The sequence below is a fragment of the Anaerovorax odorimutans genome (genome assembly GCF_024459955.1).
Taxonomy (GTDB): Bacteria; Bacillota; Clostridia; order Peptostreptococcales; family Anaerovoracaceae; genus Hominibacterium; species Hominibacterium odorimutans_A.
In genome coordinates this window covers 39,418-65,645 of sequence record NZ_JANFXK010000014.1, presented here as the reverse complement: position 1 = coordinate 65,645, position 26,228 = coordinate 39,418, and the positions used below count along the sequence as shown (strand labels likewise).

Below are 26,228 nucleotides of genomic sequence, written 5' to 3'. Positions count from 1 at the left end.
GAAACCATGGACATTCTTTTTATGACCTCCTGCGGCAGCGAGGGCCTGCCCGGAGCAAAGGGCGATGATATCACGGAAAAAGCTGCCAGCGGAGCGGATGGCAGAGAAATAAAAAAATTCCTGAAAAAAGTTTATCAACCGGCAGAAAACGGAACGGACGGCATAGATGCCGGACCTGCGCAAAAGGGATCGCCGGGCCAGCCCGGGGATCCGGGAGGAAGCTGCGGCAGCCTGATTTTAGAGGTAAAAGAGCTTATCTGCGGGACCCAGCTTACCATCATGGCCGACGGCGCGGACGGCGGCAGAGGCGGCCATGGAGGTGATGGCGGCCGCGGGGGAGCAGGCGGTGACGGCGGAAAACAGCTGGAAAAATATCAAGACCAATATCCCGAGGCCAGAGGCGGACGGGGAGGCCGCGGCGGTGATGGAGCGGATGGGGGCGATGGCGGTCCCGGTGGGAACGGCGGGACTGTTACAGTGCGTTATGGCACAAGCAATCTTTCCGATCCTGTTTTTGTCAGTGCGGGCGCAGGCCAGGGCGGCCCTGGTGGAAACGGTGGAAATCCAGGCCCGGGAGGCGCCGGAGGAAAAGACGGCGTACGGGAAGGCGCGGAGCCTTCCTATGGACCTGAGGGTCCCGCAGGAGCAGGAGGCGGCAGTGGGAGCATGGGATCGCCGGGCGACAGCGGAAACATTTTTATTGAGCAGACGGAGGAGCTGAGATGAACGACTTTACAGGAAAATACTGTTTTCAGGCTGGGGCGGACGGTTTGTGGGTGACGGTGGATGAAGGGAATAAGGTACTGAGATTAAGCGGCAGTCAGGATGGAAACAGCAGGTTCAACTTCTATGGCTCTGCCGGGGGAGCATCGGCAATCCAGGCCATGAACGGCTGCTATGTGACGGAGGACGAAGAATACGCGGCGGCCCTGCCCGAGCGGAAAGACGCGGCGGCCTTCTTTCTGGAAGCTGGCGAAAAAGCAGAAGAAGTGGTAATTTACAGAAAGCTGTCCAATCATTGCCGTTCCTATTTAAACGTTGAGGATGGCCAGCTTCGACCCTGTATAAAAGGAGAAAGCGAAACGCCGCCCCATACGGCGCGGTTCATTTGCAAAGAGCTTTCTTATGGACTGAAGCGAATCCTGTCCGAAGGAGCAAAGGGTCAGGATCTGAGCCGGGTCGATTTCAGCGGCCTCGTCCTGCGTGGAATCGATCTGCGGAAAGCGACAGTTCAAAACGCGGATTTCAGCCGGGCCGATCTTACCTCCGCCCTTTTACGGGAAAGCGACTTTTCCGGCAGCTCCTTTGCCGGGGCAGTGCTGAGGGACGCAGCGGCGCGGCGGGCGATTTTCGCAGGCTGCAACCTGATTGGGTGTGCAGCCCCAAATATGGGTGCGGAGGAAAGCGATTTTCAGCGGGCGGATTTATCTTCGGCGGATCTGCGCAATGTTTCCTTTATCAGGGCAAACCTTTCAAAGGCGATTCTCAGAAAATGCTGCCTTACCTATGCGACTATGGTGGGAATCGATTTACGGGGCGCTGATCTGACCGGCGGAGAAATGGCCATGGTCAGTTTTTCTCAGATAACGACCGACCATGAGACCGTATTCAATGAAGTATCCGCCAGGCGAAGCAATTTTCGGCATCAGGATCTGGCAGGGGTCAGTATGGCCCATGGGGATTTCAGACAATCGTATTTTGACGGGGCCAATCTGACGAAGGCGGATCTCAGCTATGCGGATTTGAAAGAATGCAGCTTTGGAGAGGAGGCAATTCTCAGCGGTGCCTGTCTGGCCAATTGCAGACTGGCCGGAGCGCGGTTCGTGGGGGCCCAGCTGGCTGCTGACGGTAAGGGAGCGCCGCCTGCCGATCTGACCGGAGCATACATGCCCGACGCAGTCATGAAGGATTCCAACCTGATGGGCGTCAATATGAGCGGGGTCAACTGGTATGGGATAAACGCCACCGCCGAGGGAAGCCATATGGAGCGGGTGGATTTCAGCAATGCGGTTCTCTCCACCATGAAATTTACTCAGGCCGATCTCAACGGCTGCGTTTTTGACCGTGCGAATCTGATCTGTACCAACTTTCGCGGCGCCCGGCTGCGCCCGGCCGACGGCAGAAACGTTTCCTTTTCTTATGCCAACATTCAGGGGGCGGACTTCTTTGAGAGCGAAATCGTGGATGCGGCTTTCAGCAATGCCGCCGCATGCCAGCCTGCCCAATGGCTTTTTTCCGTAGAGGGAAAACAGGCCAGGGACTGCCGGCAGGACCTTAACAACGGGGGAAAACCCCTCTCGCAAAGAGTGCGGGAGCTGTTTTGTGACAAGGGGTTGACCCTGCCGGAGAAGGCGGTTTCTCAGGTTTATCTGACAGACTGCTATTGGCGGATTTGCGCAGAAGAGGACTGTCTTTATACGGTGACCATGGAGTACGATCAGCTGCAGGTAAGGGGCGGAATCCCCGGCGTGCATTTGTTTACGGTAGAGGACCGGGACGGGAGCATCCGCCGTGAACTGCAGCAGTCGCAGCCGCAAGTGCCAAAGAAGCTCACGCAGGCTTTCAGCGACGCAGGCTACAGGCTCAACCCTTCGGCCTCTGTGGCAGGCTGCGGAGAAGAAGGGCAGGTATGGAGCATCGATAACGACCTTCACTCTCAGAGTCAATTGCAGACGGGCTATCTGGAATTCTGTGTGTCTCTGTCAGGAAAGGATCAGCTGCGGGTTTTCGGAACTGTGCTGGGAACTCTGCGTGTGGGAGAGGGTCACGTCTATGAACAGCAGCGGGATGTTATGCTGGCTACCAAATGGGTCCCGGATCTGCTGCGGGGAAACAGTCTTTGCCCCAGCGGGCAGAATATTTCCATAGTAACCGATCCCAGACCGGCGGTGCGAAAGACCTGGGACGATGTGATGACTGCCGACCGGCTGCCCAAAGAGCCGGAATGTATACCGGACCCCTTCCATTGGTGCGAGGGTGATAAAGGAGGGGCAAGATGGAAATAAAGAAAAAGGAAGCAATCGCAGTCACCGGGATGGGCTGCCGATTTCCCGGAGCGCCTTCCCCGGAGGCCTTTTGGAAGCTATTGAAAAATGGGATCGATGCTGTAAAAGAGGTTCCTGCGGACAGGTGGAACGCCCGACATTTTTACGATGAAAACGATCTGGTAAAAGGAAAGGCCATTTCCAAGTGGGGCGGCTTCATCGACGGCCCGGAACTGTTTGATCCGGCTTTTTTCGGTATTCCGCCGGCAGAAGCAAAGTATATGGACCCGCAGCAGAGGCTGCTTTTGGAGGTGGTGTGGGAAACGCTGGAAAACGGCGGCTACGTTCCTTCCTCCCTTGGGGGCGGGAACATCGGCGTGTTTGTGGGCAACTTCGGAGCTGATTATCAGATCATCCAGAGGCAGGATCTGTCGGGGATGCTGGTGAGCAATTTTTCCGCCACCGGCAGCTCGTCGGCTATGCTGGCCAATCGGGTTTCCTATACCTTTGATTTCAGAGGCCCTTCCCTGGCAGTGGATACGGCCTGCTCCTCTTCTTTGACCTCCGTGCATCTGGCCTGCGAAAGCTTGCTTTCCGGCCAGTGCGATATGGCCTTGGCAGGAGGAGTACAGCTGCTTTTGTCACCGGACGATTTTATCGCCGAATCAAAGGGCGGTTTTCTTTCTCCTACCGGAAGGTGCCGGGCTTTCAGCGAGGATGCGGACGGATATGTGCGGGGCGAGGGCGCGGGTATGCTGGCGCTTAAAAGGCTGAAAGACGCCGAGCGGGACGGCGACCGAATCGACGGTGTGATTTTAGCTTCCGGCCTCAATCAGGACGGAAAAAGCGCCGGAATCACGGCACCGGCAGGCAGAGCCCAGGCCATGCTGATGCGGGAGGTATGCGGAAAGGCGGGCATCCGGCAGCAGGACGTTCACTATGTGGAAGCCCACGGCACCGGCACCAGGCTGGGAGATATAACGGAGATCAACTCCATCGGACAGGTCTACGGAAGACAGACGGAGGCCCCTATTTACGTGGGATCGGTTAAAACCAATATCGGCCACGCCGAGGCTGTCTCCGGAATCGCAGGGTTAATGAAAGCGCTGCTGTCGATCCGGTATGGGAAAATCCCGGCGCACCTGCATCTAAAGCAGCCGCGAAAGTCGGTGCCATTGGATCAGTATGGGATCCGTATACCGACGGAAACCCAGGACTGGAACCAGCCTCCGGAACAGAGAATCGCCGCGGTAAACGCCTTTGGCTACGGCGGTTCCAATGCCCATATCATTCTGTCCGGTATTGCCGATGGAAAACCACTGCCGCAGAAAACAGACGGTCCATATGTCCTTCCCTTATCGGGGAAAACCGAAAAGGCGATGCAGGTGCTCTTTGAAACCTATAAGGACTTTGATTTCAGCTCCTGTAGTCTGGATGATCTCTGCTATACGGCAGCGGCGGGACGGGAGCATCATAGATGCCGGGCTGCCCTGATCTTCGATAAGGAAGAATCGCTGAAAGAGCTTTTGCAAAATCAAGCTTTAGCTTCGGGCCAGATTTTAGGCGAGGGAACAGGCGGTCGGTTCCGGGAGGCTGAGGAGCTGGCGGAGCGGTATGTCTGCGGGGAGGATTGCGCCTGGGAAGAATTCTATCCTCAGGGGAAGCCTGTTTCCATACCCACCTATTGCTTTCAGAGAATTGCCTGCTGGAATGAGTCCAGGGCTGTGCGAAGCCAGCGTTTATGGGAGACGGAAGGTGAGCTGATTGGAAGACGGGTGGATGGCGGGCTGCCGCAGTGGGAACAGGAAGTACGGCTGTGTACGATGCCATATTTGAAGGGTCATCGGGTACAGAATCAATGCCTGTATCCGGGGGCTGCCTTTGTCCTGACAATGCTGGAAGCGGGTCAGCAGATATACGGCTTCAAAAATCCGGGTGCATCGGAAGTGCGGTTTGAGAAGATGATGGCCGTGGAAACCTCTTTTCCTTTAAAATACTACACTTCGCTGGACCCGGAGAGCGGAGCATGCAGGATCTGCGGAGGAGTGGGCGGCGGTGCTCCGGCTCTCTGCGCCGCAGGCACCATCAAGCGGGCGGGAAGAAAACATACCCGTGCCGATTTTGCCGAGTGGAAAGCTTCGCTGTCCGGGTACTGTAAAAAGGAAGAACTGTACGACCTTTTAGCAGAGGAGGGCTTTCAGTACGCAGGCGATTTTCAGGGAATTGAAGAGGCATGGTATGGGGAGGACCAATGTCTGGCCAGGATCAGTGTGGAATCGGGGGAAAGGTGGCAGCCCTTTGAACTGGACTGCTGCTTTCAGTCCATGCTGGCAGCGGAGCTTGCGTCGCCCGGCGGAGACGAAGCAGGGTTTCAGTATCCATCGAAGATCGGAGCATGCAGTCTGGGCGCAAAACCAGGCGACTGCATTTATGCCTATGCCAGCTTAGTTGAACGGACAGAAACGGCGACCGTGGGCCAGGTGGAACTGTACGGCGAGGACGGAGCGTGGATCGGACAGATACGGGGCTTCAAAAAAGAGACTCCGGCGGCTCTGGAAGGGTGGCTCTATGAACCGATTTGGAAAAAGGCCGCTTTTCCCGCCGGCGACAGGGAAAAACCTGCCGGGCAGCCGCAGAGATGGCTTGTATGCCCGGGCGACCCGGAGCTGGGGGAGTGTTTTCAAAAAACGGTGGCGGAAAAGGGTGTCCAAGTAATCCTTGCCAGCCTGCAGGAGTTGGAGCAGAGCGACTCTCTGCTGAAAAACGCAGATGAATTTTTATTCTTTGCCGGCTGGGACGCAGAGTGGCAAAGGCTTTGTGATGCCGCCCTCTGCCAGTCGTCGCAGGGCGGAATTTCCCAGAAGATGTGGCAGGAGCTGGAAGAAGGCTGCCTTGATTTTCTCAGGCTGTTGCAACGACTTTCTTCCTGTGAAACCGCGCCGGAGTTCCATCTGGTCCTGAAAAAAGAGGAAGCCAATCCCTTCACCGGCCACATAAAGGGCTTGGCCAGAACCGGAATTCTCTGGGAGTGCAGAGAGTTTTTTAAGAGTATGATTCAGGTGGAGGGAAAGCTGGCTGTGCAGGAAATCTGCGATCGGCTGGCGGAGCATCTTTTGGCCGGCAGAGGTGAAAAGGAAATTCTTCTGGCAGAGGACGGCAATTACCTTCCCGGATTTCAGTCCCTTTCGCTAAAACAGACTGTTCTCAAAAATCAGTTTGACCCGGAAGGAATCTATCTGCTGGCGGGCGCTTTCGGCGGTGTGGGCAGGGAACTGGCCCTGGCTCTGGCAGACAGTGGCGTAAGGAAGATGGCTTTTTTAACAAAATCGCCCCTGGATGCGAAACGGGAGGCGTTTATCAGGGAGCTTGACCGGCGGGGAATTCGTGTGCAGGCAGAGATCGCAGACGTCTGCAAAGCCGAACAGCTTTCCTCTGCGCTGAAAGCCGTAAAAAAAGATGGGGAAATAAAGGGCGTGATTTATGCGGCAGGGACGCTGGACGACCGGCTCTTTTCCAGGGTGGACCGGGAAAGCTTTCGCTTTGTTTACGAGGCTAAAGTTCTGGGAGCCTGGAACCTGCATACTCTGCTGGCGGATCAGCCCCTGGAACATTTCATTCTTTGCTCCTCCGCGTCATCCTTTGTGCCTGGCATGGGGCAGGGAAGCTACAGCGCCGCCAACTGCGGGCTGGATGCTTTGGCCGCCTGGAGAAGAAGCCGCGGCCTGCCCGCCCTCAGCATCAACTGGGGACCGTGGAAGGCGGGAATGGCCCGGGACATGGAGGAGGATTTTCAGGAACGGGGCATGGAAATGATCGGGCCGGAAATGGGCAGGCGTTTGTTTGAACAGCTTGTCTGCTGCGATGCCGGCCAGGTTCTGGCTATGAAAACGGACAGGAAAAAGATGCTGGCCTTTATGGGAACGGAGCGGTCGTACCTGTTCCATGATATGGGCGAAGCCGGCGAAGATGGGGCGGATGGCCGCAAGCTGGACTGGTTTGTGAGCAGGCTGCGGAAAGCCCGGGCAGAGGAGCTGGATTCAATGATTCGTTCGGCCTTCAAAGAAGCCATGGGAGAAATTTTGATGCTGGAGCCTGAGGAGCTGGAAGAAGAGCGGACCCTTTCTGCCATGGGCATGGATTCCATCGATGCCTTTTCTTTGAAGGTGGAAATAAACGATTCCTTCGGCGTGCAGGTGCTGATCGATGAGCTGATGGGCGGAATGTCCCTGGCGGACCTGCTGGAGCTTCTGACCCGGAGAGTGAAAAAACTGATTGATGCAGAGTAGTGGGTCGGATCTGGCACATGGGGTCAACATGAATCCGCACGGGTCCGGAATGGACCGGCTGCGCACCAGAGATGCTTTCCATGGGGCCGCATTTGTGATATCCTATTGGAAAGAAGGAGGACGGACTGGATGTGTCGAATTGCAATCATTGGAATGGGAGCTTTGGGCGTCATGTATGCCCAGCGGTTTACAGAAACTTTGGGGTCTGCGCAGGTGGCAGTGCTGGCTGACGGGGAGCGGATAAAACGATATGAAAAGGATGGTTTTTTCTGCAATGGCAAGGCCTGTGAGTTTACTTACAGGACTCCGGAGCAGCTAAAGGAAGCGCCGGAGCTTTTGATCTTTGCTGTAAAATACAGGGGGCTGGCCGCCGCCATTGAGACGGTACGGGACTGCGTGGGAGAAAATACGCTGATCCTTTCCTTGCTCAACGGGATTTCCAGTGAGGAAATGCTCATTGAGGCCTTTGGCGAGGAAAAGGTCGTGTACTGCGTGGCCCAGAAAATGGACGCCCAAAAAAGCGGCAACCAGGCCCGGTATGTCAACATGGGCGAGCTGGCTGTGGGTGAGCTTCACGGAGGCATGACGCCGCGGGTCAGGCGGGTGCGGGAAATTCTGGATCAGGCCCAAATACCCTGTGTGCTGCCGGAGGATATGGAACAACTCATGTGGAGTAAGCTGCTGTGCAATACGGGGGTCAACCAGACGACAATGATTTTTGAAGGCTGCTATGAAATGGTTCAGCGCCCGGGCAAGGAACGGGATCTGATGATCGAGGCCATGAAAGAAGTGATCGCTGTGGCCCGCGCCCGGGGAATCAACCTCACCGAGCGGGACATGGAGGAATGGATGGCTGTGCTGGATCAGCTGGACCCCAAGGGAGAAACTTCCATGCGGCAGGACGGCAGGCATCGGAGAAAGACGGAAGTGGAGCTTTTTTCCGGGACCATCCGCAGGCTGGGCCGGGAGATGGGGATCGCCACGCCGGTCAACGACCAGTATTACAGGAAAATTAAAGAGATGGAAGCGGAGTGGAGTTAGGTGCCTTTGCTGTTAATGAGGGCCGGCCGCACCCAGCGGCCAAAGGCAGGGCCAGCAGCTTTGCCGATTTAAGTATAGAGGTGAAAGGTAATGATGTATCCATATATGATTTTATCAGATGAAACACAAATTACGCATTCCCACATAATAGAAGAGAAGGGCGTGCAGAAAATAGAAGTACACTTTGAACGCCCGACAGAAGATGGATTTGATACCGCGAAATTGATGTAATGACGTAGGCCCTGCGGGCCCACCGGGCGTGAAAAGTGAAAAATTGTGCTGCCGGTTGCCTGGAAGGCCGCAGAAACGTTGAAAATCCCGTACCCCTTTTCAAAAACAGGACTCGTTACTGGAACTGTCTTTTTGGTAAAAGAAGCTCGACCATACTCTATTTGGAGGATATTAATATGATAAGAAAAGCGACAGCAAACGACCTGACGGTTGTTGCAAAGATGTATGACGATGTTGTTCTTTATGAAAAAGAACATACAAAATATACGATTTGGCAGACAGGCGTATACCCAACCATTGAGACGGCAAAGACCGCATATGAGGCGGAAAGCTTATACGTGTATGAGGAGGAGGGCGAAATCTGCGCAAGCGTTTATCTTGACAATCATCAGCCGCAGGAGTACGACTCCGTGGACTGGCCGTCGAAAGCAAAGGAAAACGAATATCTGGTGGTGGTTTTGCTCTGTGTGGATCCCTTGAAGGCGGGCCGCGGCATAGGCCAAGCGATGATGAACTTCATCTTTGAGGAAGGAAAGCGGCGAAACCTGAAAGCAGTCCGGCTGGATACGGCAGGCCATAATTTACCGGCAATTGCATTATATCAAAAGCTGGGCTTCGATATTGTGGCCCGTGCGCCTATTGCGCTGGGCGGACTCATAGAGGATTCCGGACACCTCTTTCTCGAAAAAAGTTTGCAGGATTGAGCTGGCTTCGACGCAGGAGTCAGCTCAAATTAACTTATAGGAAAACCTGGAAAAAGGGCAATTTGCTATTTTTATCAACACGCAGCGAAAAAACGGGTTCTTGTTGACCTTTTTTCAAGGATACAGAGCATGAGCGCAGAGAAACTGGGCTAAAATGCAGCTTTGAACAGTGGCAGAGGCCGCAAACCTTGAAAATACATCAACAACAAAGCCGAAAAGAATCCCTTGTTGAACAAATAGGCACATTGCTCAAAAAAGCTGTGACTCACCAATTGAATCGGCTTTACCGCAAGGTGGAACATACGTGAAACGTACTCGACTTGGCTCGCTTGTTATGCGATTTGCGACCAAATTCGCTTATATATTTAAAATCCCGCGACCAAACAGGCCAAAATTGTGTGATGGTCGCAGATCGAGTTTGCCGGACAGAAACGGTTGGAATGACCCGTTGAAATATAGTGTGTAGAAGAAAAGGAGGAAACGATGGTCATCTCATTGATATTTTTCGCAATGATTGTGAGCTCGATTGTATGGTTTGTGAAGTCGCTCATAAATTACAGAAAAACCCCGGAGTCTGATGTGGAAAACCGGAAACTCCACAAAAAGACGTTGATTTCATCATTGATAACCATGTGCGTAGTGGTGGCGTCTGTGACCGCGCTGGTGATAACCTTTGTTTCTGTAATTAACAATATGTGAGGAGAAGAAAATGAGCGATAAATTATTCGGAAGACTTCTGATCTGTCTTACGGCGCTGGGCTGCGTCTGCACAGCAGGATTGGTGATCTATACGATCTACTTATACTCCAATTGCTCAATTATCTCTTTCATCGCAAACGGGAGGTAATGATGAAATTGGTGAAACAGATTTCAATTCTGGTTCTTGTTGCCCTGGGTTTTGTTATATTCAATGTTACCGTATATACGGTCTGTACAAAACCCTGTCTGCCGGACAGAAGCGAGGCAATGCAGGCAAAATCCATTGAGCTTGACCAGTACCTGCCCTTTGATGAAAATTCCCAAATTGTAAACATAAAATCAAATTGCGAAATGAAGGGGGAGCTTCCTGTCATTGACGGAGCAGCGGCGCTTTACCCCGTATGCTCCGCCTTTGTCAATGCGGTTTATCCTCAAAGCGCGGTTTCCTTTGACGGTGAAACCTTTGCCGCCGACAGCAAGCTGCAGATGAACAACACTCGAGGAGCATATAAAGCAGTGGTTGATGGAAGCGTCGATATTGCTGTTTGTGCCTACCCTTCGGAAGAACAGCTTCAATACGCCGCCGATCAGGGTGTGAGCCTGGAGCTGGTTCCCATCGGCTGTGAAGCGTTCGTCTTTATCGTCAATGGGGACAACCCTGTCGATGGACTGACCACAGAACAGATAAGAGGCATATACAGCGGCGACTACACAAACTGGTCGCAGCTGGGCGGCAAAAAACTTCCCATTAACCCCTTGCAGAGAAACGCCGGCAGCGGGAGTCAGACGGCAATGCTGTCTTTCATGGGCGGTGAGAAAATAAAAAAGAATTTTACCGGTTTTCTCGGCAGTGCCATTGGTTTTTCCTTCCGCTATTATGTTGAAGCTGTCGCTGCGCACGGCGGCGTAAAACTATTGGCGGTGGACGGCGTTTACCCGGACAAAAACAACATCGCCAACGGAAGCTACCCGATTGTCAGCAATTTCTACGCCGTATACGATAAGGCCAATGACAATAAAAATGTCCGCCCCCTCATCCAATGGATGTTATCAGAGGACGGACAGCGGATTATTGAGAAAACGGGCTACGTTCCCGTTCACTGACAACCAATATAAGGGTTATACCTCCATGCAGCTGATTTTCCGCTTTAAGCTGCTCAATACGAATATGACACAGGCCAATCCCGATACGAGGACGATAGCGGCGCTCATTAGAGGGTTCAGTATGAATGCTGCTGACATCAGCTGACAGAGGATGACGGAAAAAATGACAGCGGCAATGATTGTAACAATGACCGATTGTTTGCAAAATCCGAACCACAGAGCGACCATTCCCCATACTCCGGCTGCCAGCGAGTAAAGGAGCAGAGACAAAAGGCCGTTACAAACGATGCCAATGGTTAATTGATCCGCACAAAGATGAAATACGCTTTCTGTTGAAAAGAAAACTCCCAGGGCGATCATACCGCAGAGCAGCATGGAGGCGGCAGTATAAAGAAAAACCATAGTAAGCTTTGCCCTTAAAATGCGCCAGCGCGCAACAGGATAGGAGAATAAAAGGGCGGCTCTTTTTCCTGAATATTCTTCTACAATGAACTTGGCGGACATGGCAGAGGAAAGGATCATAAAGGCTACCATGCAGATAATGTTGGTTAAGCCGAGGAGACTTTTATAGGACATAAACATGGCAAGCTCGTTCTCCGCCGGATCTATTTTGGGAATGGCAGCAAGCAGATACAGAAGCAAAAGCATTACTGCTGTAATGATGATGACTGCCAGGTTATAAGAGCGCAGTCCGTTCCGTTTCAATTCTAATGCTATCAGCTTATTCATTCAAAACACCTCCGTTTGTAATCGACATAAAGTAATCTTCCATCCCGCTTGGATATTTTTCTTTGATTTCCTGCGGGCTTATTTCCTGCAGGATTGAACCCTCCGCAAGGATGCCGATGCGGTCTGCGATCTGCTCGATTTCAGAAAGAATATGACTGGATAATAAAATTGTGAGGCCTTCCTGATTGGCCAGCCTTTTGAACAGCCCCCTCATTTCTCTGATGCCCACGGGATCAAGTCCATTGATCGGCTCATCAAGAATCAGCAGGTCGGGTCTGTGTATAATTGCGCGGGCAATGCCCAGACGCTGGCGCATACCGAGGGAAAAGGCGGAGACCGGCTGTGTTCCGACATTGAATAAGCCGACTGCTTCCAGCGTGTCCTTAATATCGGTACATGGTGAATTCATGTACTCCAGATGGATTTGCAGGTTGTCAAACGCCGATAAATGTTCATAGAAGACCGGCGTTTCTATCAAACTTCCTGTTCGTTTTAAAATTTCAAGATTGTTTTGCACGCTGTCCATGCCCAAAACAGTTGCCTGCCCCATTGTGGGTTTCAGCAAACCTAAAAGTAATTTAAACACGGTCGTTTTCCCGGCGCCGTTTTTCCCCAGGAATCCATAGATTGTACCTGACTCAACGGACATATTGCAGTTTTTTATTACCTCTTTGCCGTTAAAGGTTTTGCAGAGATTTTTTGTCTGCACTGCCAGAGCTGTTGCCATAATAATGCCTCCTTTTTATATACATATGAATGTATGTATAACTTTATTTAAAAACTGCCGTAGCATCGGCAGTTTATTGCGTGATTTTTTATGCAGTATGAAATTTGTCATGGAGATCAACGAAACAGTCGTGCAAGTCATCATCAAACAGCGGTAAGCCTATATTTTCAAACATGATTTTCAATTGCTCATATTTACGTAGGTACTCGCTTTTGCTACTGGGGAAAATCATAGGACTGAGCCATATGTTGAGCAGCAAGAGGAGCGTCTCTGCCGTATATTGAGGATCTTCCACATGGATAGAGCCGTCAGCTACTCCCTCTGCGATGTATTGGGCAAAATAAGGAGCCAGTGAATTGACACTGTCTAAAACCTGTTTGCCGATACAGATCGGGCTAGTTAAGACGCTTGTGGCAATCTGTCCAAGTTCCAAGGTATCATCCCGTTTAAGCGAGAATTTCAGAATATATTTCACCTTCTCCAGGCCATTGAGCCCGGTCATTTTTTCTACTGCCTCAAAGGGATTGTTGCCCATGAAAACGCGGGTGGTGACGGCATCAATTATTTCATCTTTCGATTTGAAATGATGATAAAATGCGCCGCGGGTAATATCGCCCAGTTCATCGACAATATCCTGCACCGTTGTCTGCTCCCAGCCTTTTTCCAAAAAGAGCCGGGTAGCGGTATCTAAGATTCTCGCTTCGGTAATTTCCGGATATTTGTTTCTCGGCACTGATCAATCCTCCTTACATACATTTGAATGTATAAATGCTAACATCTTTAAAACGATTTGTCAAATAGAAAAAATATCCCCAGCCACATAGATCAGCCAGAGATATAAGTTTCGTTGTTGGTAAATTTGCGTTGGTTACAGGGCTTCCATCACCTGCTAATTAATCGCTTTTCAGCGTTTGACAACGGCTTTTCGCATCAGAAGATAGGAAAGCGCGCTGAAAAGGATAAACACTGCCAGACTGGTGAGCACTACGCGGAACGGCGTGCAGGCAGCCGCAACTATGAAACGTGCGAAAGCCATTGTGAGCCTGCCGTTAAAGAAATGGGTATCCAGCCAGGGAATAATCATAAAACACAGCACCGGAACCCCTGCGCCCACGATAACCTTACCGGTTTTGGCAAGGCGGTAAAACATAATGGTGATAAAATATCCCACAGCCATAGCAGCCAGAGCCAGAACGAACTCGAAGAAAAAGCTTTCCAGATGGATCACAAAAGCGCTGGTATTGGCAGTTTGGGCAGGGTACAAACCTTCATAAAAGGTTACTGCGATAACCCCCTTGCTGGTCAAGGATAAAGCTGCCAGAGAGATCAGGCCGATCACCTTATCGACCAGAGCCATGATTGCCGCCACAGACAGCATGGTAACGATTTTCGCGGAGAAGAGCGTTTTCCTGGAAACTCCGTTTTGCAGGGACAGGAGAAAGGTCTCCTTGAAGGTGCACAGCCCGATGACAAAGAGAAAAATGACCGTTGCCATTTCATTGCCGTTGACAGAGCGGGTATACGATTCGCCCGCACCTGTGGTGACGAGAGCCGAACTCAGGCCGGAGACGACGAAAAGCCCGATGATCACCAGATAGAAAATGAGGATCGCCTTTTTATGGTCCGCCATTTGATAGCGGTAGCTTGCTAATATGTTCATATACAATCACACTCCTTAAGAATTGGTCAGCTGAATGAACAGCTTCTGCAGATCCAGCTTGGTTACTTCCAGATCCTCCGGAATTTCCCGGCGATCAGGCACGCCCATAATGTGGGCCGTTTTCAAGCCGCCCAGGCTATCAACGCCAATGACCTCTTTCCCCTCGATAAAGGCATCGACCTGACTGGCCTTCCCGGAAACCGTATATCCCTTGGATAATAAGGATTCGCAGGATTCGTTGCGGATGATTTCTCCGTTTTTTATGATTACAATATCTTCGATAACCCCCGACACCTCCTCGATCAAATGGGTCGAGATGATGAACGTGCTGGGTCTGTTTCCGTATTTTTCAATCAGCAGCCGGTAAAACATGTCCCGGTGATTGGCATCCAGTCCCAGGACCGGTTCGTCCAGCAGCACGTAAGGCGTGTTGACGGAAAGAGCAATGATGATCTTGAAAATCGAGGAATATCCGGTGGAAAGGGAGTTTACCCTCTTTTTGGTATCCAGCCCGAATTGCGCCGCCAGATTCTGTGCATAGGCCGCATCGAAATCAGGATAGAAATTCTTCGTCCATTTGAAGACTTCCCGGATTTTCATTTTTTCCGGATAAAGGGTCTGCTCACTCATCAGGTAGATCATCTGCTGAGCTTTGTCGTTTTCCACGGCAGGCAGATCGTTTACGCTGACCTGGCCGGTATCGGCAAACAGGCGGTTGGCGATGATGTTGAGCAGCGTGGACTTCCCGGCACCGTTTCTTCCCAAAAGACCATAGATCTTATTCTCTTCAAAACGCAGGGATACACCGCGCAGCGCCTGTGTGGCGCCAAAGCTTTTGGATATGTCTTTTAACTCAATGCAGTTCATTTGCTGAATCCCCTTTCAATCATAGTTTTTATATCTTCGGCAGTCAGTCCCAAACGCTTGGCCTCTTCCACCAGTCCGGCGATATAGCTGTCGAAGAACTGTTCCCGTCTGATCTGCTGCAATTTTTCCGTTGCTCCTTGATTTACAAACATGCCCACACCCCTTTTCTTATAAACGATTTCTTCATCAACGAGTAGGTTGATCCCCTTCAAAGCCGTGGCCGGGTTGATCTTATAGCTGGCCGAAAGCTCTGTGATCGAGGGGATCTGTTCTCCTTCAGGGAAAGCCCCGGAAAGAATAGCGTCTTCAACGCCTTCTGCGATCTGCAGAAATATGGGCTTACTTGATTCAAAGTCAAGTTTCATGTGATCCCTCCTTTATTGTTATACGAACATAACTTAATTTGTTAAGTGGTTAATTACTTGAGTAACTAACTATAGTGGTATTATGTCATAGGCAGTTGTGACTGTCAAGGGGATTTATAGAAAAGAATAAATTTCTGTTGAATACGAGCGGTTGAACAGAAAACAGTATGATGCCGGCCATAGCGAGCGGACTGAACGGATTTGAGCATGCCTACGGCCTGTCTGCGGTAACTTTTTTACGTAAAAATGGGGTTTTTTACGATAACTTTTTGAAATGGATGGAAACGTTGGAATTCCAAAAACGTTACAATGTGATTCCGGCTGTGGGGAGGGGCAAAAACTTGACAGAGCTCATCAGTTTGCTATAATAATTTTTGCACAGTGTATTTATAAAGAATACACTGTTTTTTCTTTTCAGGAGAATGCAAAGGATAAAGGACAGCCTATGATTAAAAAACTCGCAGACCACAAAATGCTGATAATATGCCTGGGAATGCTGCTTGTGATTATCGCACTGGCTTTCCTGCTGCTGACACAGCTGGTTTCGAAAGAGGTGCGGCTGGTGGTGGACGGGCAGACTCAAGCCATTGAAACCAACAGTTACGATGTGGCTGAGCTGCTGGAAGAGAACAATATCGAATTAGTCAAGGAAGATTCCGTTACGCCAAGCATAGACAAGCCTCTGACAGACGGAGCGGAAGTTAAGGTCAGGAAGGCCGTTGAATTCACCCTGCAGGCAGATGGGAAAACCGAGGAACTAAAAGCTCTGCCCAAGACGGTGGGGGACGCGCTGAAATACCACAAAATCAAGGTAGGTGAAGCGGATAAGGTCAGCCCGGCGCTGAATGAACCGCTGACAGCAGGAGCTCAAATCGTAATCAACCGGATCACCACCGCAAAGGAAGAGGTCACGGAAGAAATAGACTTTAAGACTAAGACGAAAGGTGATAACGACCTGCCCGCAGGAACGACAAAAGTCGTTAAAAAGGGAGAGAAGGGGCAGGACAGAGTTGTCTATGAAATCACCTATTCCGACGGAAAGGAAATTGCCCGCAGGGAATTGGAGCGGGAAACAATCAGCAAACCGGTCAACAAGCTGGTCGCCAAGAGCACCAGAGGAACCATTCAGGGCAAAGAATACACAAAGAAATTTACTGTTAAAGCCTACTCTTATACAGGCGGCGGCCGAACAGCCATGGGGACCCAGGCCAGAGTCGGTGAAATCGCAGTGGATCCAAGCGTAATCCCGCTGGGTACAAGAGTATATGTGGAGGGCTACGGTTTTGCCAGAGCCGAGGATACCGGCGGAAACATCAAAGGCAATACCATCGACGTCTACAAAAATTCAGAGAGCGAATGCCTCAATTGGGGCGTTAGAAATGTAACAATTTATATCCTCAGTGAATAACTGAGCCAGCAAAGGAGGGAGTATGAAAAAAGAAGAAGTAAGCAAAGCACGACGATTGGGAGCACTCTCAGTGTCAGCGATAATGCTGATGACTGTTTTTACCCCGCTGTCCGCTTTTGCGGAAACGGCGGAGACCGCGGAAACAGAACCGGCAGGCGAAACAGCCGCGGCATCGCAGCAGACAAGGGGAGCGCAGACTTTCTCGCAGGCAGCGACGCAGGAGACAACATCAACTCAGGCACCCGCCGCCAGCCAGGCACCCAAAACTCTGGCAGCTCCGGCAGGAGTTAAGGCTAAGAGCGTGGGTATGAAGACCATCAAAATCCAATGGAAAAAAGTCGAAGGCGCCAGCGGATACAGGGTCTATCGTTCCACTAAGAAAAACGGCAAATATAAGAAGATCGCTACCGTCAAGGGCGGTAAGACCAGCTATAACAATAAAAAGCGCACCACAGGCAAGACCTACTATTATAAAGTAAGGGCTTACAGCGGCAGCGTTCAGAGCGGCTACTCCAAGACCGTATCCGCAAAAGCAAGACCTGTGAAGACGGTAGTTAAGGCGAAGGCCGGGGAAGAAAAGATCACTGTGACCTGGAAAAAGATCAGCGGCGCTTCCGGCTACCACGTATATCGCAGCGGCTCCAAAAATGGAAAGTATAAGAGAATCAAGACCATAAACAAAGGTAAAATTACCCGCTTTACCAATTCGAAATTAAAAGGCGGCAAGAGCTATTACTATAAAGTAAGAGCGTATAAAAAAATAAAAGGCAAGAAAGTTTTCGCCGCTTACTCCGCCCCGGCATCCGCCAAGGCGAAAAAGGTTAAGCTGAAGACGCATAAGAAGGGCTTTTCCTATAAAAAGAAATTTGTCGTTAAAGCCTATGCTTACAGCGGCGGCGGCAGGACAGCCATGGGAACCAAAGCCAGAGTCGGAGCCATAGCAGTAGATCCAAAGGTCATTCCTCTGGGAACCAAGGTATATGTAGATGGCTACGGACACGCAAGGGCCGAGGACACCGGCGGAAATATCAAAGGCAAGACTGTGGATCTGTATATGAACTCCAGCAGCAAATGCTATAAGTGGGGTGTAAAATATAAAACGGTCTATGTAGATGTGAGAAAATAAGAAAAAAAGAAACTGTTCACTTTCAAGTGGCAGTTTCTTTTTTTCTTGGGGATGCGGCGCCTTTTGGCTTCGCCCGGCTCCCGGGTGCCTCATCTTGTTGTACCAATCCAAAATATTCCAAAACGTGTACAAAGTTTAGCAAATCCCATATTTGTACACGTTTTACCATTTAATTCCATAGAGGCCGTTTCTCGTCAGCGGTCAGTCCGCTTTCCAGCACAGCTTCCCGTACCCAGCTGCTGACTTTGCCGACCGGCCTGGCCCCCCCCGAAATGTTGGAAAATGCGTAGCCGCAACTACCGCAGATGCTTCTCCAAAAGATCGATGAAGGTATCCAGTCCATCCCGCTTGGGGAAGATCGCCCGGGCGGAGGAAGCATTGCCGCCGCCTTTTCCGTTATAGATAGAAGCGTTCTCTTTTACCAGCTTGCCGCAGTCGATGCCGCCGTCAGAGAAAAGCAGCAGGGTATTATCCTGCGGGGAAACGATCAGAAGCAGTTTGGGGATCTCTCCGATGAGAGGACGGCCGATGTTGAGAAGATCGTCGGTTTTCATATCGTCATATTCATATATGAAGATGCCTTCGCGGCCGGGAGCATCTCCGCTTTCTGCACTGGCAAGGTCGCTGCGGATGGCTTCAATTCTTTCCTGGATTACAGACTGCCGCAGAACATGCAGCTCGTTTTTCACGGCTTTTGTTTTTTCCTCACGGGACTTGATTTTGTCCATCAGATCATCGACGCCGGCTGAATAGCGGTTGCCCAGGGCGGTGATTAAATCATGCTTTTGGTCGTAATCCATAAGCGCACGTTTTCCCGCCTCAAAATAGATTCGGAACATGCCTTTGTAGTGCTCAACCTTGTAGAGCTTGATGATCCCCACCTGTCCGGCCCATGCGGGGTGTGTCCCGCAGCAGGCCACGCAGTCGGCTGCGTTTTTTTCATCTCCCACGCAGACGATGGAGATTTCCTCGTCAATCGCCAGGGCTTTACGGAGTGGCATTTTTTCCGCTTCCTCACGGGTCTCAAAGCGCCGCACTGTTACAGGCGCATCGGACCAGACCACTTCATTGGCGGCCAGCTCGGCCTGCTTTGCCATTTCCCAGGTGACTTCCTTTATCTGCGGGTTTTCCTCCAGAGAGATATCTATGGTCATATAGTCCTGTCCCATATGAAATCCGCGGTTGACACCACCGAACAGCTGGTAGCAGATACCCGACAGAATGTGTTCGCCGCAGTGGCGCTGCATATTGTCAAAGCGCCTTTCCCAGTCAATCCGGCAGTGTACCTGCTGCCCCTCTTTAAACGGGGCCGGAGAGGCAAGACGGTGATACACCAGATCATCCTTTTCATAAACCTCGGTTACTTCCAATCCGTCAATGGTTCCAAGATCACAGCTCTGGCCGCCCCCTGTGGGGAAAAAGACAGTCCGGTCTAAAAGGACCGTATCCTGCTCTACGCCGGCTACCGCAGCCTCACATTCTCTTTGATATACATCTTGCTGATACAGTTTTATCGTGTTCATAGGCGACTCCTTATTTCAATTGATAGTTCAATAAAAAGATTGTAATATAAATTATGCAAAAAAGTCAAATGTTAGGCTGTCCAAATAAATCAACTTGTTATATAATAAAAGAAACCTGTACTAATTTGCTGTAGAATAAGTGAGCGGTTTGCTTCATACAATTTCAAAGGAGTCTTTCCAATGAAATGAGGTGGAGTAATGAAAAAAAGACTGATACAGGCAGGTATCTGTATAGGTTTGCTGCTTTTCGCGACGGCTTTTGTGCCGGGATACAATCAGATTGCTGCCAAGGTGGAAAGTGTCATGGGGACGGATGTTCTGCTCATCGATCCGGGGCACGGCGGCATAGACGGAGGCGCTGAAAGCGGGCAGGGCGTTTCGGAAAAGGCCATTAACCTGGCGATCTCCCAGGAGGTAAAAGCACTGGCTGAGAAGGCCGGGTGGCAAGTGGTTATGACCAGGGAAACGGATACGGGGCTCTATGAAGAGGGCAGCGGAGCGATTCGCAGTCTTAAAACCCAGGATCTGAAAGCAAGGCGGGAGCTGATTAAGAAGACGAATCCGGTTTTGGCAGTAAGTATTCATCTGAACAGCTTTAAAGAAGATCCGTCGGTCAGAGGCATGCAGGTTTTCTATCCCGGTTCAGGCGGAGAGGAAGAGGTTCTGAAAAAGAGCAAAAAGCTGGCCGAAATCCTTCAGGATACAGTTGGAGCGACTCTGGAAAACAGCAGGAAGAGAGTGGCGCTCCCCAAATCGGATGTGTTTCTCTTTAAGGAAGTGACTGCGCCCATTGCGATCATCGAGTGCGGATTTCTCTCCAACCCGGATGAAGCAAAGCTTTTGGAAAGCAGCCAGTATCAACAAAAACTGGCGAAAGGAATCTTCGAGGGAATTACGGAATTTTCCGGAAAAACGCCCAGAAAAAATATCAGAATTGTTGATAATTCCGAGAAAACCAAGGAAAGTGGGATATAACAGAACAGGGTGTGGATAACTGGTGGGACGGAAAAAGGTCTTGACAGAGAAAACGTTGAAAACAATGGATTATTCTTGATTGAATTTTCCACAGGCAGCTTGGGATAAGATTGTATACGATTTAGAAAAAAGTGTGGATAAACGTCGAAAACCTTAAAATTAGCCACATTTGAAGTTGTTGAAAAACGTTCTTTTAAAAGGAGAACATGGGTTTACATAATGTGGGCAAAAAACAAAAGAAAATTTTTTTGAGGAACAAGGAGGATAAAGGGTTGTTAAAAGAAAAGAATATTTATAAGAACGAATTGCCCGTCAGCGTGGTAGTGGCGAACATTGAAGAATATCCCATCCACTTTCACGATGACATGGAAGTGGTATATGTGCTGGAAGGCAGTGTGGTCCTTCGGAACGGTTACTATACATATACCCTGAAACAAGGTGACATTTTTATCCTTAACGACAGAGAGATGCACAGCTTCACCAATACCGGAGAAAAAAACATGGTGATGATGCTCCAGCTGGACCTTACTTATTTTTCGAAATACTATGATAATCTCAGGAACAATTTTTTCGTTACAGATATGGAGGACGACAGCGACGAAAGCCTGGAAATTCTCAGAAACATTCTTGCCAGGATCATGATGGAGATCCTGCAGAAAGGATATGGATACGAGCATAAGGTCATTGAGAGCACCCATAACCTCATCGCCTGCCTTATGTCCGACTTTCAGTATTTTGTCATGGAGGACGGAAAGTTTGTCAACGAGGCCAAAAACAAAGGCAACAAGATTCTGGCAGGCCGCCTGAACAGAATCACCGATTATATGTACGATAATTATTCCAGAAAGCTGACGCTTAACGAAATCGCCAATCGCGAGCATCTGAGCATCTATTATCTTTCCCATGTCATAAAGGAAGCGACCGGCCTGAGTTTTCAGGATCTTTTGAGCTTTATCCGGGTAGAGGAGTCGGAAAAGCTGCTTTTGGGTACCAATAAAAAAATCGGGGCTATTGCGGAAGAGACCGGATTTTCAGCTGTCAGGTATTATATCAAGCATTTTGAAACCTGGTACGGTATGCACCCGCTGGAATACAGAAAGCAGTTTACCGGAAAGGTTATCAGCAGAGAGACCCACGCCCAATACACCCGCAGTACGCCGGCAGAGATCGAGGAAGCCATACGGCAGCAGGTAAAGGGTGTTTACACCGACTATATTAATAAGCAGAAAGCCAAACCGATCATCGTCGATGTGAATATCCACGACGACTATATGGGATACCGGGCAAAATCCATGGAGCTGAAGGAGCTGATGGAACGGGAGAACATGAAACCCATGGCCGGACCGTATGAACTGTTAAAGAGCCTGGGCGAAACCGTGATCGCATCGGGACAGAATTATATCATCACGACAGCCTCCAAATATCCGGGACCATTGAGCAACTTAAGCATATTAGTATATAATTTTAATGAGGCGGTAGAGGCGGATTTGAAAAATACAACCAGCAAGGAAACGACACTGGATATCATAAAAAAATATGATGAAGAAATCGAATTCCTGGTTCGCTGTTCAGGGCTTTCCGGAGAATTTAAAATTTCCAGATACAAAACCTTCCGGGACAAAGTAATTTCAGACCTTGAGGACGTTATAAGACCCCACGGAACATTCAGCCGCAGAGAGGAGATCGTCAGTCAGTGGACGTCCATGCCGGTGATTGAATTTGGAGAGTTCGCCAGCTCCGATACATTAAGCCTGCGGACGACCCTCAAAGGGTTCAGTGCAGAATTGTTGCTGATAGACAAAAAATAACAGCAAATAAGTATTTATTTATAGCAAATGCATTGTTGTAATTTTCAGATATCTCTGATAAGATTAACCTATCAAATTTAAGACATGGATTTATGTTTTAAGAAAAATGTTTGGAGGTAGGAAGATGAAATTACTTATTATCGGAGCAGGCGGCGTAGGAACATCCGCAGCAAAAATTATTCAGTTAAGAGGAGCAGAAGGTGACTGGGCGGAAAAAGTAGTAGTGGCTGACTACGATTTCGAAAGAGCGAAGAAAGTTGCCAATGAAATCTGCGGCGGCGGAAAATTCGTTCCTGCACAGATCAATGCCATGGATCCTGAAAGCATCAAGGCCGTTGCTAAGGAACACGACATCACGTTCGCAATGAACGCCTGTGATCCAAGAATGAACGAAACCATTTTCGATACTTGTCTGGAAGCAGGAATCGGATATCTGGACTGCGCTATGACTCTGGGTACCGAGCATCCGGAAAAGCCTTACGAGCTGGCTAACATCAAACTGGGCGACTACCAGTTCGCAAAGCAGAAGGATTGGGAAAAAGCGGGAATTACGGCAATCTGCGGTTCCGGCGTTGAGCCAGGTATGGCTGACGTATTCGCGAAATACGCAGAAAAGCACCTGTTTGACAAGATCGATGAAGTTAACGTAAGAGACGGAGACAACTATGGAAACACAGATTCCGACTTCGGATTCTCCGTATGGACGACTATCGAAGAATGTCTGCAGCCGCCAGTAATCTGGGAAAAGAACGAAGAATACCCGGATGGACACTGGTTCTGTACAGAACAGTTCTCCGAACCTGAAATCTTCAACTTCCCTGGCGGAATCGGCGATGTTGAAGTAATCAACGTAGAGCACGAAGAAGTACTGCTGGTACCGAGAGAAATCGATTGTAACAGATGTACGTTCAAATACGGTGTTCCGGCTGACTTCAGAAAGAAACTGATGGTTCTCTTCGAATACGGCCTGTCCGACAAGAAGACCAAGATCAAGGTTGGCGACAGCGAAATCACACCGAGAGACTTCGTATGTAAGGTAATTCCTAGCCCGGTAGACGCAACGATGACCATGACAGGAAAAGGCTGCGCGGGAACATGGGTAACAGGATGGAAAGACGGAAAATACAGATCCATCTACCTGTATCAGATCGCGGACAATCAGGAATGTATCAAGAAGTATACTACAAACTCTGTAGTAGCACAGACAGCAGTAGGTCCAGTGATCATGATGGAACTGATCGCAAAGGGAATCTGGAGCGACGCAGGCGCATGGGGACCGGAGCACTTCGATCCAGATCCATTCGTAGAAAGACTGGCTAAGTATGAATTCCCGGCTGGAATCAGAGAAATGGATTCCGAATATGCGGACATGATCAACGAACAGAAACTTCTGGATGCACTGAAATAAGAGTTGAAAGACGAATAGAAAACGGTACATAATTTAAAATGATTCTGTTGAAGGCGGCCATATTTTGGCCGCCTTTTGTGGTATGTGCTTTTTTCGGCGGTCCTGCGGCCCTGCGGGTAAGGCGCCTTTGGGATGAATAGAGATAGCATGTGGGAGGGAAGCGAATGCGCGGTCCTGCGACCAAGGCGTCCCTTTTTGGCCAATGGCTGCGGGATTTATCAGGGAAATCAGGATTTGGTCGCAAACCTGCAGCCCATCCCAACCCCGCTCTCCGCCGCAGCCGGGCTGCGGCAGGACAGTCTTAAAAGTGCGACAAAAATTTAGAAAATTCTGACTAAATCTATTGCATTTTCTTTTATATTCTTCTATAATAAAATTGTACAGAATTTTGTGCAATTCCAGACGGAGGAGAGGATAACCGAGAAGATAGAAAGGGAAAGGTGAGTATCATGTTAGGCTTAAACAGAGATTTTGAAGTAATGCCAACACCCGAATATGTTTACATCAAAGTGGATCACGATTTTCGCAGGGGTGAGGCTGTGCGCGCCGATAAGGGCGAACATATAAAAGTTGGGCAGCCGATTGTTTCGTACAGCGGCATATATAATTCCGTAGTATGTTCCAGCGTATCCGGATACATCGAGGATTATGTGATGTGCAACGACTTCGGTACAATGGAAAGTGAATTTGTCAAAATAAAAACAGATGGGAAGCAGGAACTGTGGGAGGGACTCCGACCTTTGGAAATCAAGGACAGAAACGACTTCCTGCGGGCTGTGGAGAGCTGCGGTATTCGGGGAATCGAGGGTATTACGCTGGCAACCTGTCTGCAAATGGAAAAGCATGAATTGGACCGTCTGGATACTTTGGTAGTTAACGCTGCCGAATGGATGGAGTACAGCGACGTGGAGATTTCTGTCATTAAAAAGCACGCTGAAATAATCATTGATACGATCTGCATGACTATGAAATATCTTGGACTCAAAAAATGCTTCATCGGAATCATTGAGGGGAGGAAAGATGCCATTGCCTGTCTGGCCTGGTATCTCAAAGAAAAAGACCTGAACAACATTGAAATTGTTCCTCTGGAACATATTTGCCCGCCGGGCTCCGACAGGCTCCTGGTATTTGAAACCACAGGAGAGCTCTTAGATGCCCGAATGCTGCCGACGGATATGGGGGTACTGGTTGCCAATATTGTTTCCTTTAGCGCGCTTGGCAGGTACATTCAGGAGGGCGTTCCGGTAACTTACAAGTTGATTACGATTACCGATACTGAGAGGACCGGTGTCAGAAATATTCTTACTCCGCTGGGCGCCACCATCGAAGATATCTCCCTGTACTGCACCGGTAAAAAAACACCGCCAAGGGAAATCCTTCTGGGAGGCTATGATGTTGCTTCGCTGCTGAAAAACTATCAGCTTCCGCTGGGGCGGGACAATATGGCAGTATTCGTTTTCGATGATTCTCTGGGAGAGCCAAAGGCACCATCCCTTGAAAAGTGTACGGACTGCGGTATATGCAGGCAGAACTGCTCCGCAGACCTGGATCCGGGAGAGGTTTATCGCGCCTTTATGGTGAACGATATGAAGAGATTGAAGGCTACCGGAGTGGAGAACTGCGCGGAATGCGGAAGATGCGCGTATGTATGTCCGGAAAAGAATCCTCTGAATTACATTGTGAAAATATCAAAAGAAATGCTGCTCGAAAGATAAAAGACTGCAGCGGGAAGCGCTGTCGGAAAGATAGTGAGGGCTGAGCCTGAAGAGAGGTTCCGCCCTCTTTTTTTGTGCCCAGGGTTCTAACCGGTGAAAGAGCCTCATAAAATTGGACCAGCAGAGAGGTAAACGTATGAAGCAGAAACTGGTCGCAGGAATTCTTCTGATCCTGACAATTTTTATATTTTGCGGAAGAGTTGCTTCCCAGGGAGCAGGGCAGCAGACGGCGATGCGCACAGAACCGCCGATGAAAGGCCATCGGGGAACGAAATTTTATTATAGCCGCGAGATCAATCCGTTTTATCCGGAATTGGCACCTTACCACCGGACGAGGGGCGGATATGTGACCGGAAACTGCACCTGGTATGCCTGGGGCAGAGTGTGCGAAATGAGGGGCAGCAAATTGGAGCACGTTTTTACAGGAGATGCCGGTACATGGTTTGAACAGAACAAGAAGGAAAGCTGTTACCCCTACGGACAGGAGCCAAAAAAAGGAGCAATCCTCTGTTATAAAACACATGTGGCGGTTGTGGAAGACACCGACCCGCTAACCGTTTCGGAATCCGGATGGAAAATAGAGAACAAAAAATCCCGGATCGTATTTCATTGTGGTGAGCCCTGGCGAAAAGAAGAAAAGCCGTTGGGATATATTTATGTGACAGAAGATGACTGATAAATCAGCAGGCGGATACTTTTATCCTATCAATTTCCTGACAATTTTGGGGGACAATTCAACCCAAAATTAAAGCGAATAAAAAGTTTTAAGAATATTTTGGAAAAAAGGTTAAAATGTAACCAAAATGTAAACGGTGAGGTTTATGATAGAGCCATAATAAACAGCCGGTTATTTGACGCAAATAAAGTC

The 26,228-nt window shown here is 49.7% G+C and carries 23 protein-coding genes; 16 read left to right on the top strand and 7 right to left on the bottom strand.

Annotated features, from left to right (window positions below; genetic code table 11):
* The first annotated feature begins 6 nt into the window (after positions 1-6).
* The 8 genes from NE619_RS12540 to NE619_RS12505 all read left to right on the top strand — a co-directional run bounded on the left by NE619_RS12540 (position 7) and on the right by NE619_RS12505 (position 11,049).
* A complete protein-coding gene (locus tag NE619_RS12540; RefSeq protein ID WP_256132770.1) occupies positions 7-726 on the top strand; it encodes a hypothetical protein in 720 nt (239 codons plus the stop codon).
* Entirely contained in the window at positions 723-3,005 is a 2,283-nt protein-coding gene (locus tag NE619_RS12535) for a pentapeptide repeat-containing protein (RefSeq protein WP_256132769.1), read from the top strand. The genes NE619_RS12540 and NE619_RS12535 overlap by 4 nt, the downstream gene beginning before the upstream one ends.
* The gene (locus NE619_RS12530) at positions 2,996-7,270 is read left to right on the top strand and encodes an SDR family NAD(P)-dependent oxidoreductase (protein ID WP_256132768.1); all 4,275 of its coding nucleotides are present in this window, start codon (positions 2,996-2,998) and stop codon (positions 7,268-7,270) included. Before NE619_RS12535 ends, NE619_RS12530 begins: the two co-directional genes overlap by 10 nt.
* Positions 7,271-7,399: 129 nt before the next feature.
* Entirely contained in the window at positions 7,400-8,311 is a 912-nt protein-coding gene (locus NE619_RS12525; RefSeq protein ID WP_256132767.1) for a ketopantoate reductase family protein, read from the top strand.
* A 407-nt stretch (positions 8,312-8,718) separates the two neighbouring features.
* Entirely contained in the window at positions 8,719-9,246 is a 528-nt protein-coding gene (locus tag NE619_RS12520; protein ID WP_256132766.1) for a GNAT family N-acetyltransferase, read from the top strand.
* A gap of 483 nt (positions 9,247-9,729) precedes the next feature.
* Positions 9,730-9,945 carry a hypothetical protein gene (locus NE619_RS12515; RefSeq protein ID WP_256132765.1) on the top strand — a complete coding sequence of 72 codons (216 nt, stop codon included), beginning with the start codon at positions 9,730-9,732 and terminating at the stop codon, positions 9,943-9,945.
* 10 nt (positions 9,946-9,955) lie between these two features.
* Positions 9,956-10,093 (top strand): hypothetical protein, encoded by a 138-nt coding sequence (locus NE619_RS12510; protein ID WP_256132764.1) that lies wholly within the window; start codon positions 9,956-9,958, stop codon positions 10,091-10,093.
* A gap of 2 nt (positions 10,094-10,095) precedes the next feature.
* Complete coding sequence (locus NE619_RS12505) at positions 10,096-11,049, top strand: PstS family phosphate ABC transporter substrate-binding protein (RefSeq protein ID WP_256132763.1); 954 nt, start codon at positions 10,096-10,098, stop codon at positions 11,047-11,049.
* A 15-nt stretch (positions 11,050-11,064) separates the two neighbouring features.
* Here NE619_RS12505 and NE619_RS12500 read toward each other — a convergent pair whose 3' ends face one another.
* The 6 genes from NE619_RS12500 to NE619_RS12475 all read right to left on the bottom strand — a co-directional run bounded on the left by NE619_RS12500 (position 11,065) and on the right by NE619_RS12475 (position 15,397).
* Complete coding sequence (locus tag NE619_RS12500; RefSeq protein ID WP_256132762.1) at positions 11,065-11,778, bottom strand: ABC transporter permease; 714 nt, start codon at positions 11,776-11,778, stop codon at positions 11,065-11,067.
* Entirely contained in the window at positions 11,771-12,505 is a 735-nt protein-coding gene (locus tag NE619_RS12495; protein WP_256132761.1) for an ABC transporter ATP-binding protein, read from the bottom strand. The genes NE619_RS12500 and NE619_RS12495 overlap by 8 nt, the downstream gene beginning before the upstream one ends.
* Before the next feature lie 88 nt (positions 12,506-12,593).
* On the bottom strand, positions 12,594-13,238 hold the full coding sequence (locus tag NE619_RS12490) for a TetR/AcrR family transcriptional regulator (protein WP_256132760.1): 645 nt from the start codon (positions 13,236-13,238) through the stop codon (positions 12,594-12,596).
* 171 nt (positions 13,239-13,409) lie between these two features.
* Positions 13,410-14,165: a hypothetical protein gene (locus NE619_RS12485; protein WP_256132759.1), complete on the bottom strand. Its 756-nt coding sequence runs from the start codon at positions 14,163-14,165 to the stop codon at positions 13,410-13,412.
* A gap of 15 nt (positions 14,166-14,180) precedes the next feature.
* A complete protein-coding gene (locus NE619_RS12480; RefSeq protein WP_256132758.1) occupies positions 14,181-15,032 on the bottom strand; it encodes an ABC transporter ATP-binding protein in 852 nt (283 codons plus the stop codon).
* Positions 15,029-15,397, bottom strand: coding sequence for a GntR family transcriptional regulator (locus tag NE619_RS12475; RefSeq protein WP_256132757.1), 369 nt, complete (start codon positions 15,395-15,397; stop codon positions 15,029-15,031). The genes NE619_RS12480 and NE619_RS12475 overlap by 4 nt, the downstream gene beginning before the upstream one ends.
* Positions 15,398-15,842: 445 nt before the next feature.
* Between NE619_RS12475 and NE619_RS18895 the strand changes: the two genes are divergently transcribed.
* Positions 15,843-16,805, top strand: coding sequence for a ubiquitin-like domain-containing protein (locus NE619_RS18895; protein ID WP_305146635.1), 963 nt, complete (start codon positions 15,843-15,845; stop codon positions 16,803-16,805).
* Between the two features lie 22 nt (positions 16,806-16,827).
* Entirely contained in the window at positions 16,828-17,931 is a 1,104-nt protein-coding gene (locus NE619_RS18890; protein ID WP_305146634.1) for a 3D domain-containing protein, read from the top strand.
* Between the two features lie 296 nt (positions 17,932-18,227).
* Here the strand turns inward: NE619_RS18890 and NE619_RS12455 are convergent, their stop codons facing one another.
* Positions 18,228-19,454 (bottom strand): alanyl-tRNA editing protein, encoded by a 1,227-nt coding sequence (locus NE619_RS12455; RefSeq protein WP_256132756.1) that lies wholly within the window; start codon positions 19,452-19,454, stop codon positions 18,228-18,230.
* Between the two features lie 198 nt (positions 19,455-19,652).
* Between NE619_RS12455 and NE619_RS12450 the strand changes: the two genes are divergently transcribed.
* The 6 genes from NE619_RS12450 (at position 19,653) to NE619_RS12425 (ending at position 26,036) form a co-directional block, all read left to right on the top strand.
* Positions 19,653-20,429 (top strand): N-acetylmuramoyl-L-alanine amidase, encoded by a 777-nt coding sequence (locus NE619_RS12450; RefSeq protein ID WP_256132755.1) that lies wholly within the window; start codon positions 19,653-19,655, stop codon positions 20,427-20,429.
* A gap of 272 nt (positions 20,430-20,701) precedes the next feature.
* Positions 20,702-22,237, top strand: a complete 1,536-nt coding sequence (locus NE619_RS12445; RefSeq protein WP_256132754.1) for a helix-turn-helix domain-containing protein — start codon at positions 20,702-20,704, stop codon at positions 22,235-22,237.
* A gap of 124 nt (positions 22,238-22,361) precedes the next feature.
* The gene (locus tag NE619_RS12440; protein WP_256132753.1) at positions 22,362-23,645 is read left to right on the top strand and encodes a saccharopine dehydrogenase family protein; all 1,284 of its coding nucleotides are present in this window, start codon (positions 22,362-22,364) and stop codon (positions 23,643-23,645) included.
* A 132-nt stretch (positions 23,646-23,777) separates the two neighbouring features.
* A complete protein-coding gene (locus NE619_RS12435; RefSeq protein ID WP_256132752.1) occupies positions 23,778-23,969 on the top strand; it encodes a hypothetical protein in 192 nt (63 codons plus the stop codon).
* Between the two features lie 125 nt (positions 23,970-24,094).
* Positions 24,095-25,360, top strand: a complete 1,266-nt coding sequence (locus NE619_RS12430; protein WP_256132751.1) for a 4Fe-4S dicluster domain-containing protein — start codon at positions 24,095-24,097, stop codon at positions 25,358-25,360.
* A gap of 136 nt (positions 25,361-25,496) precedes the next feature.
* Complete coding sequence (locus tag NE619_RS12425; protein ID WP_256132750.1) at positions 25,497-26,036, top strand: CHAP domain-containing protein; 540 nt, start codon at positions 25,497-25,499, stop codon at positions 26,034-26,036.
* Positions 26,037-26,228: the final 192 nt, after the last annotated feature.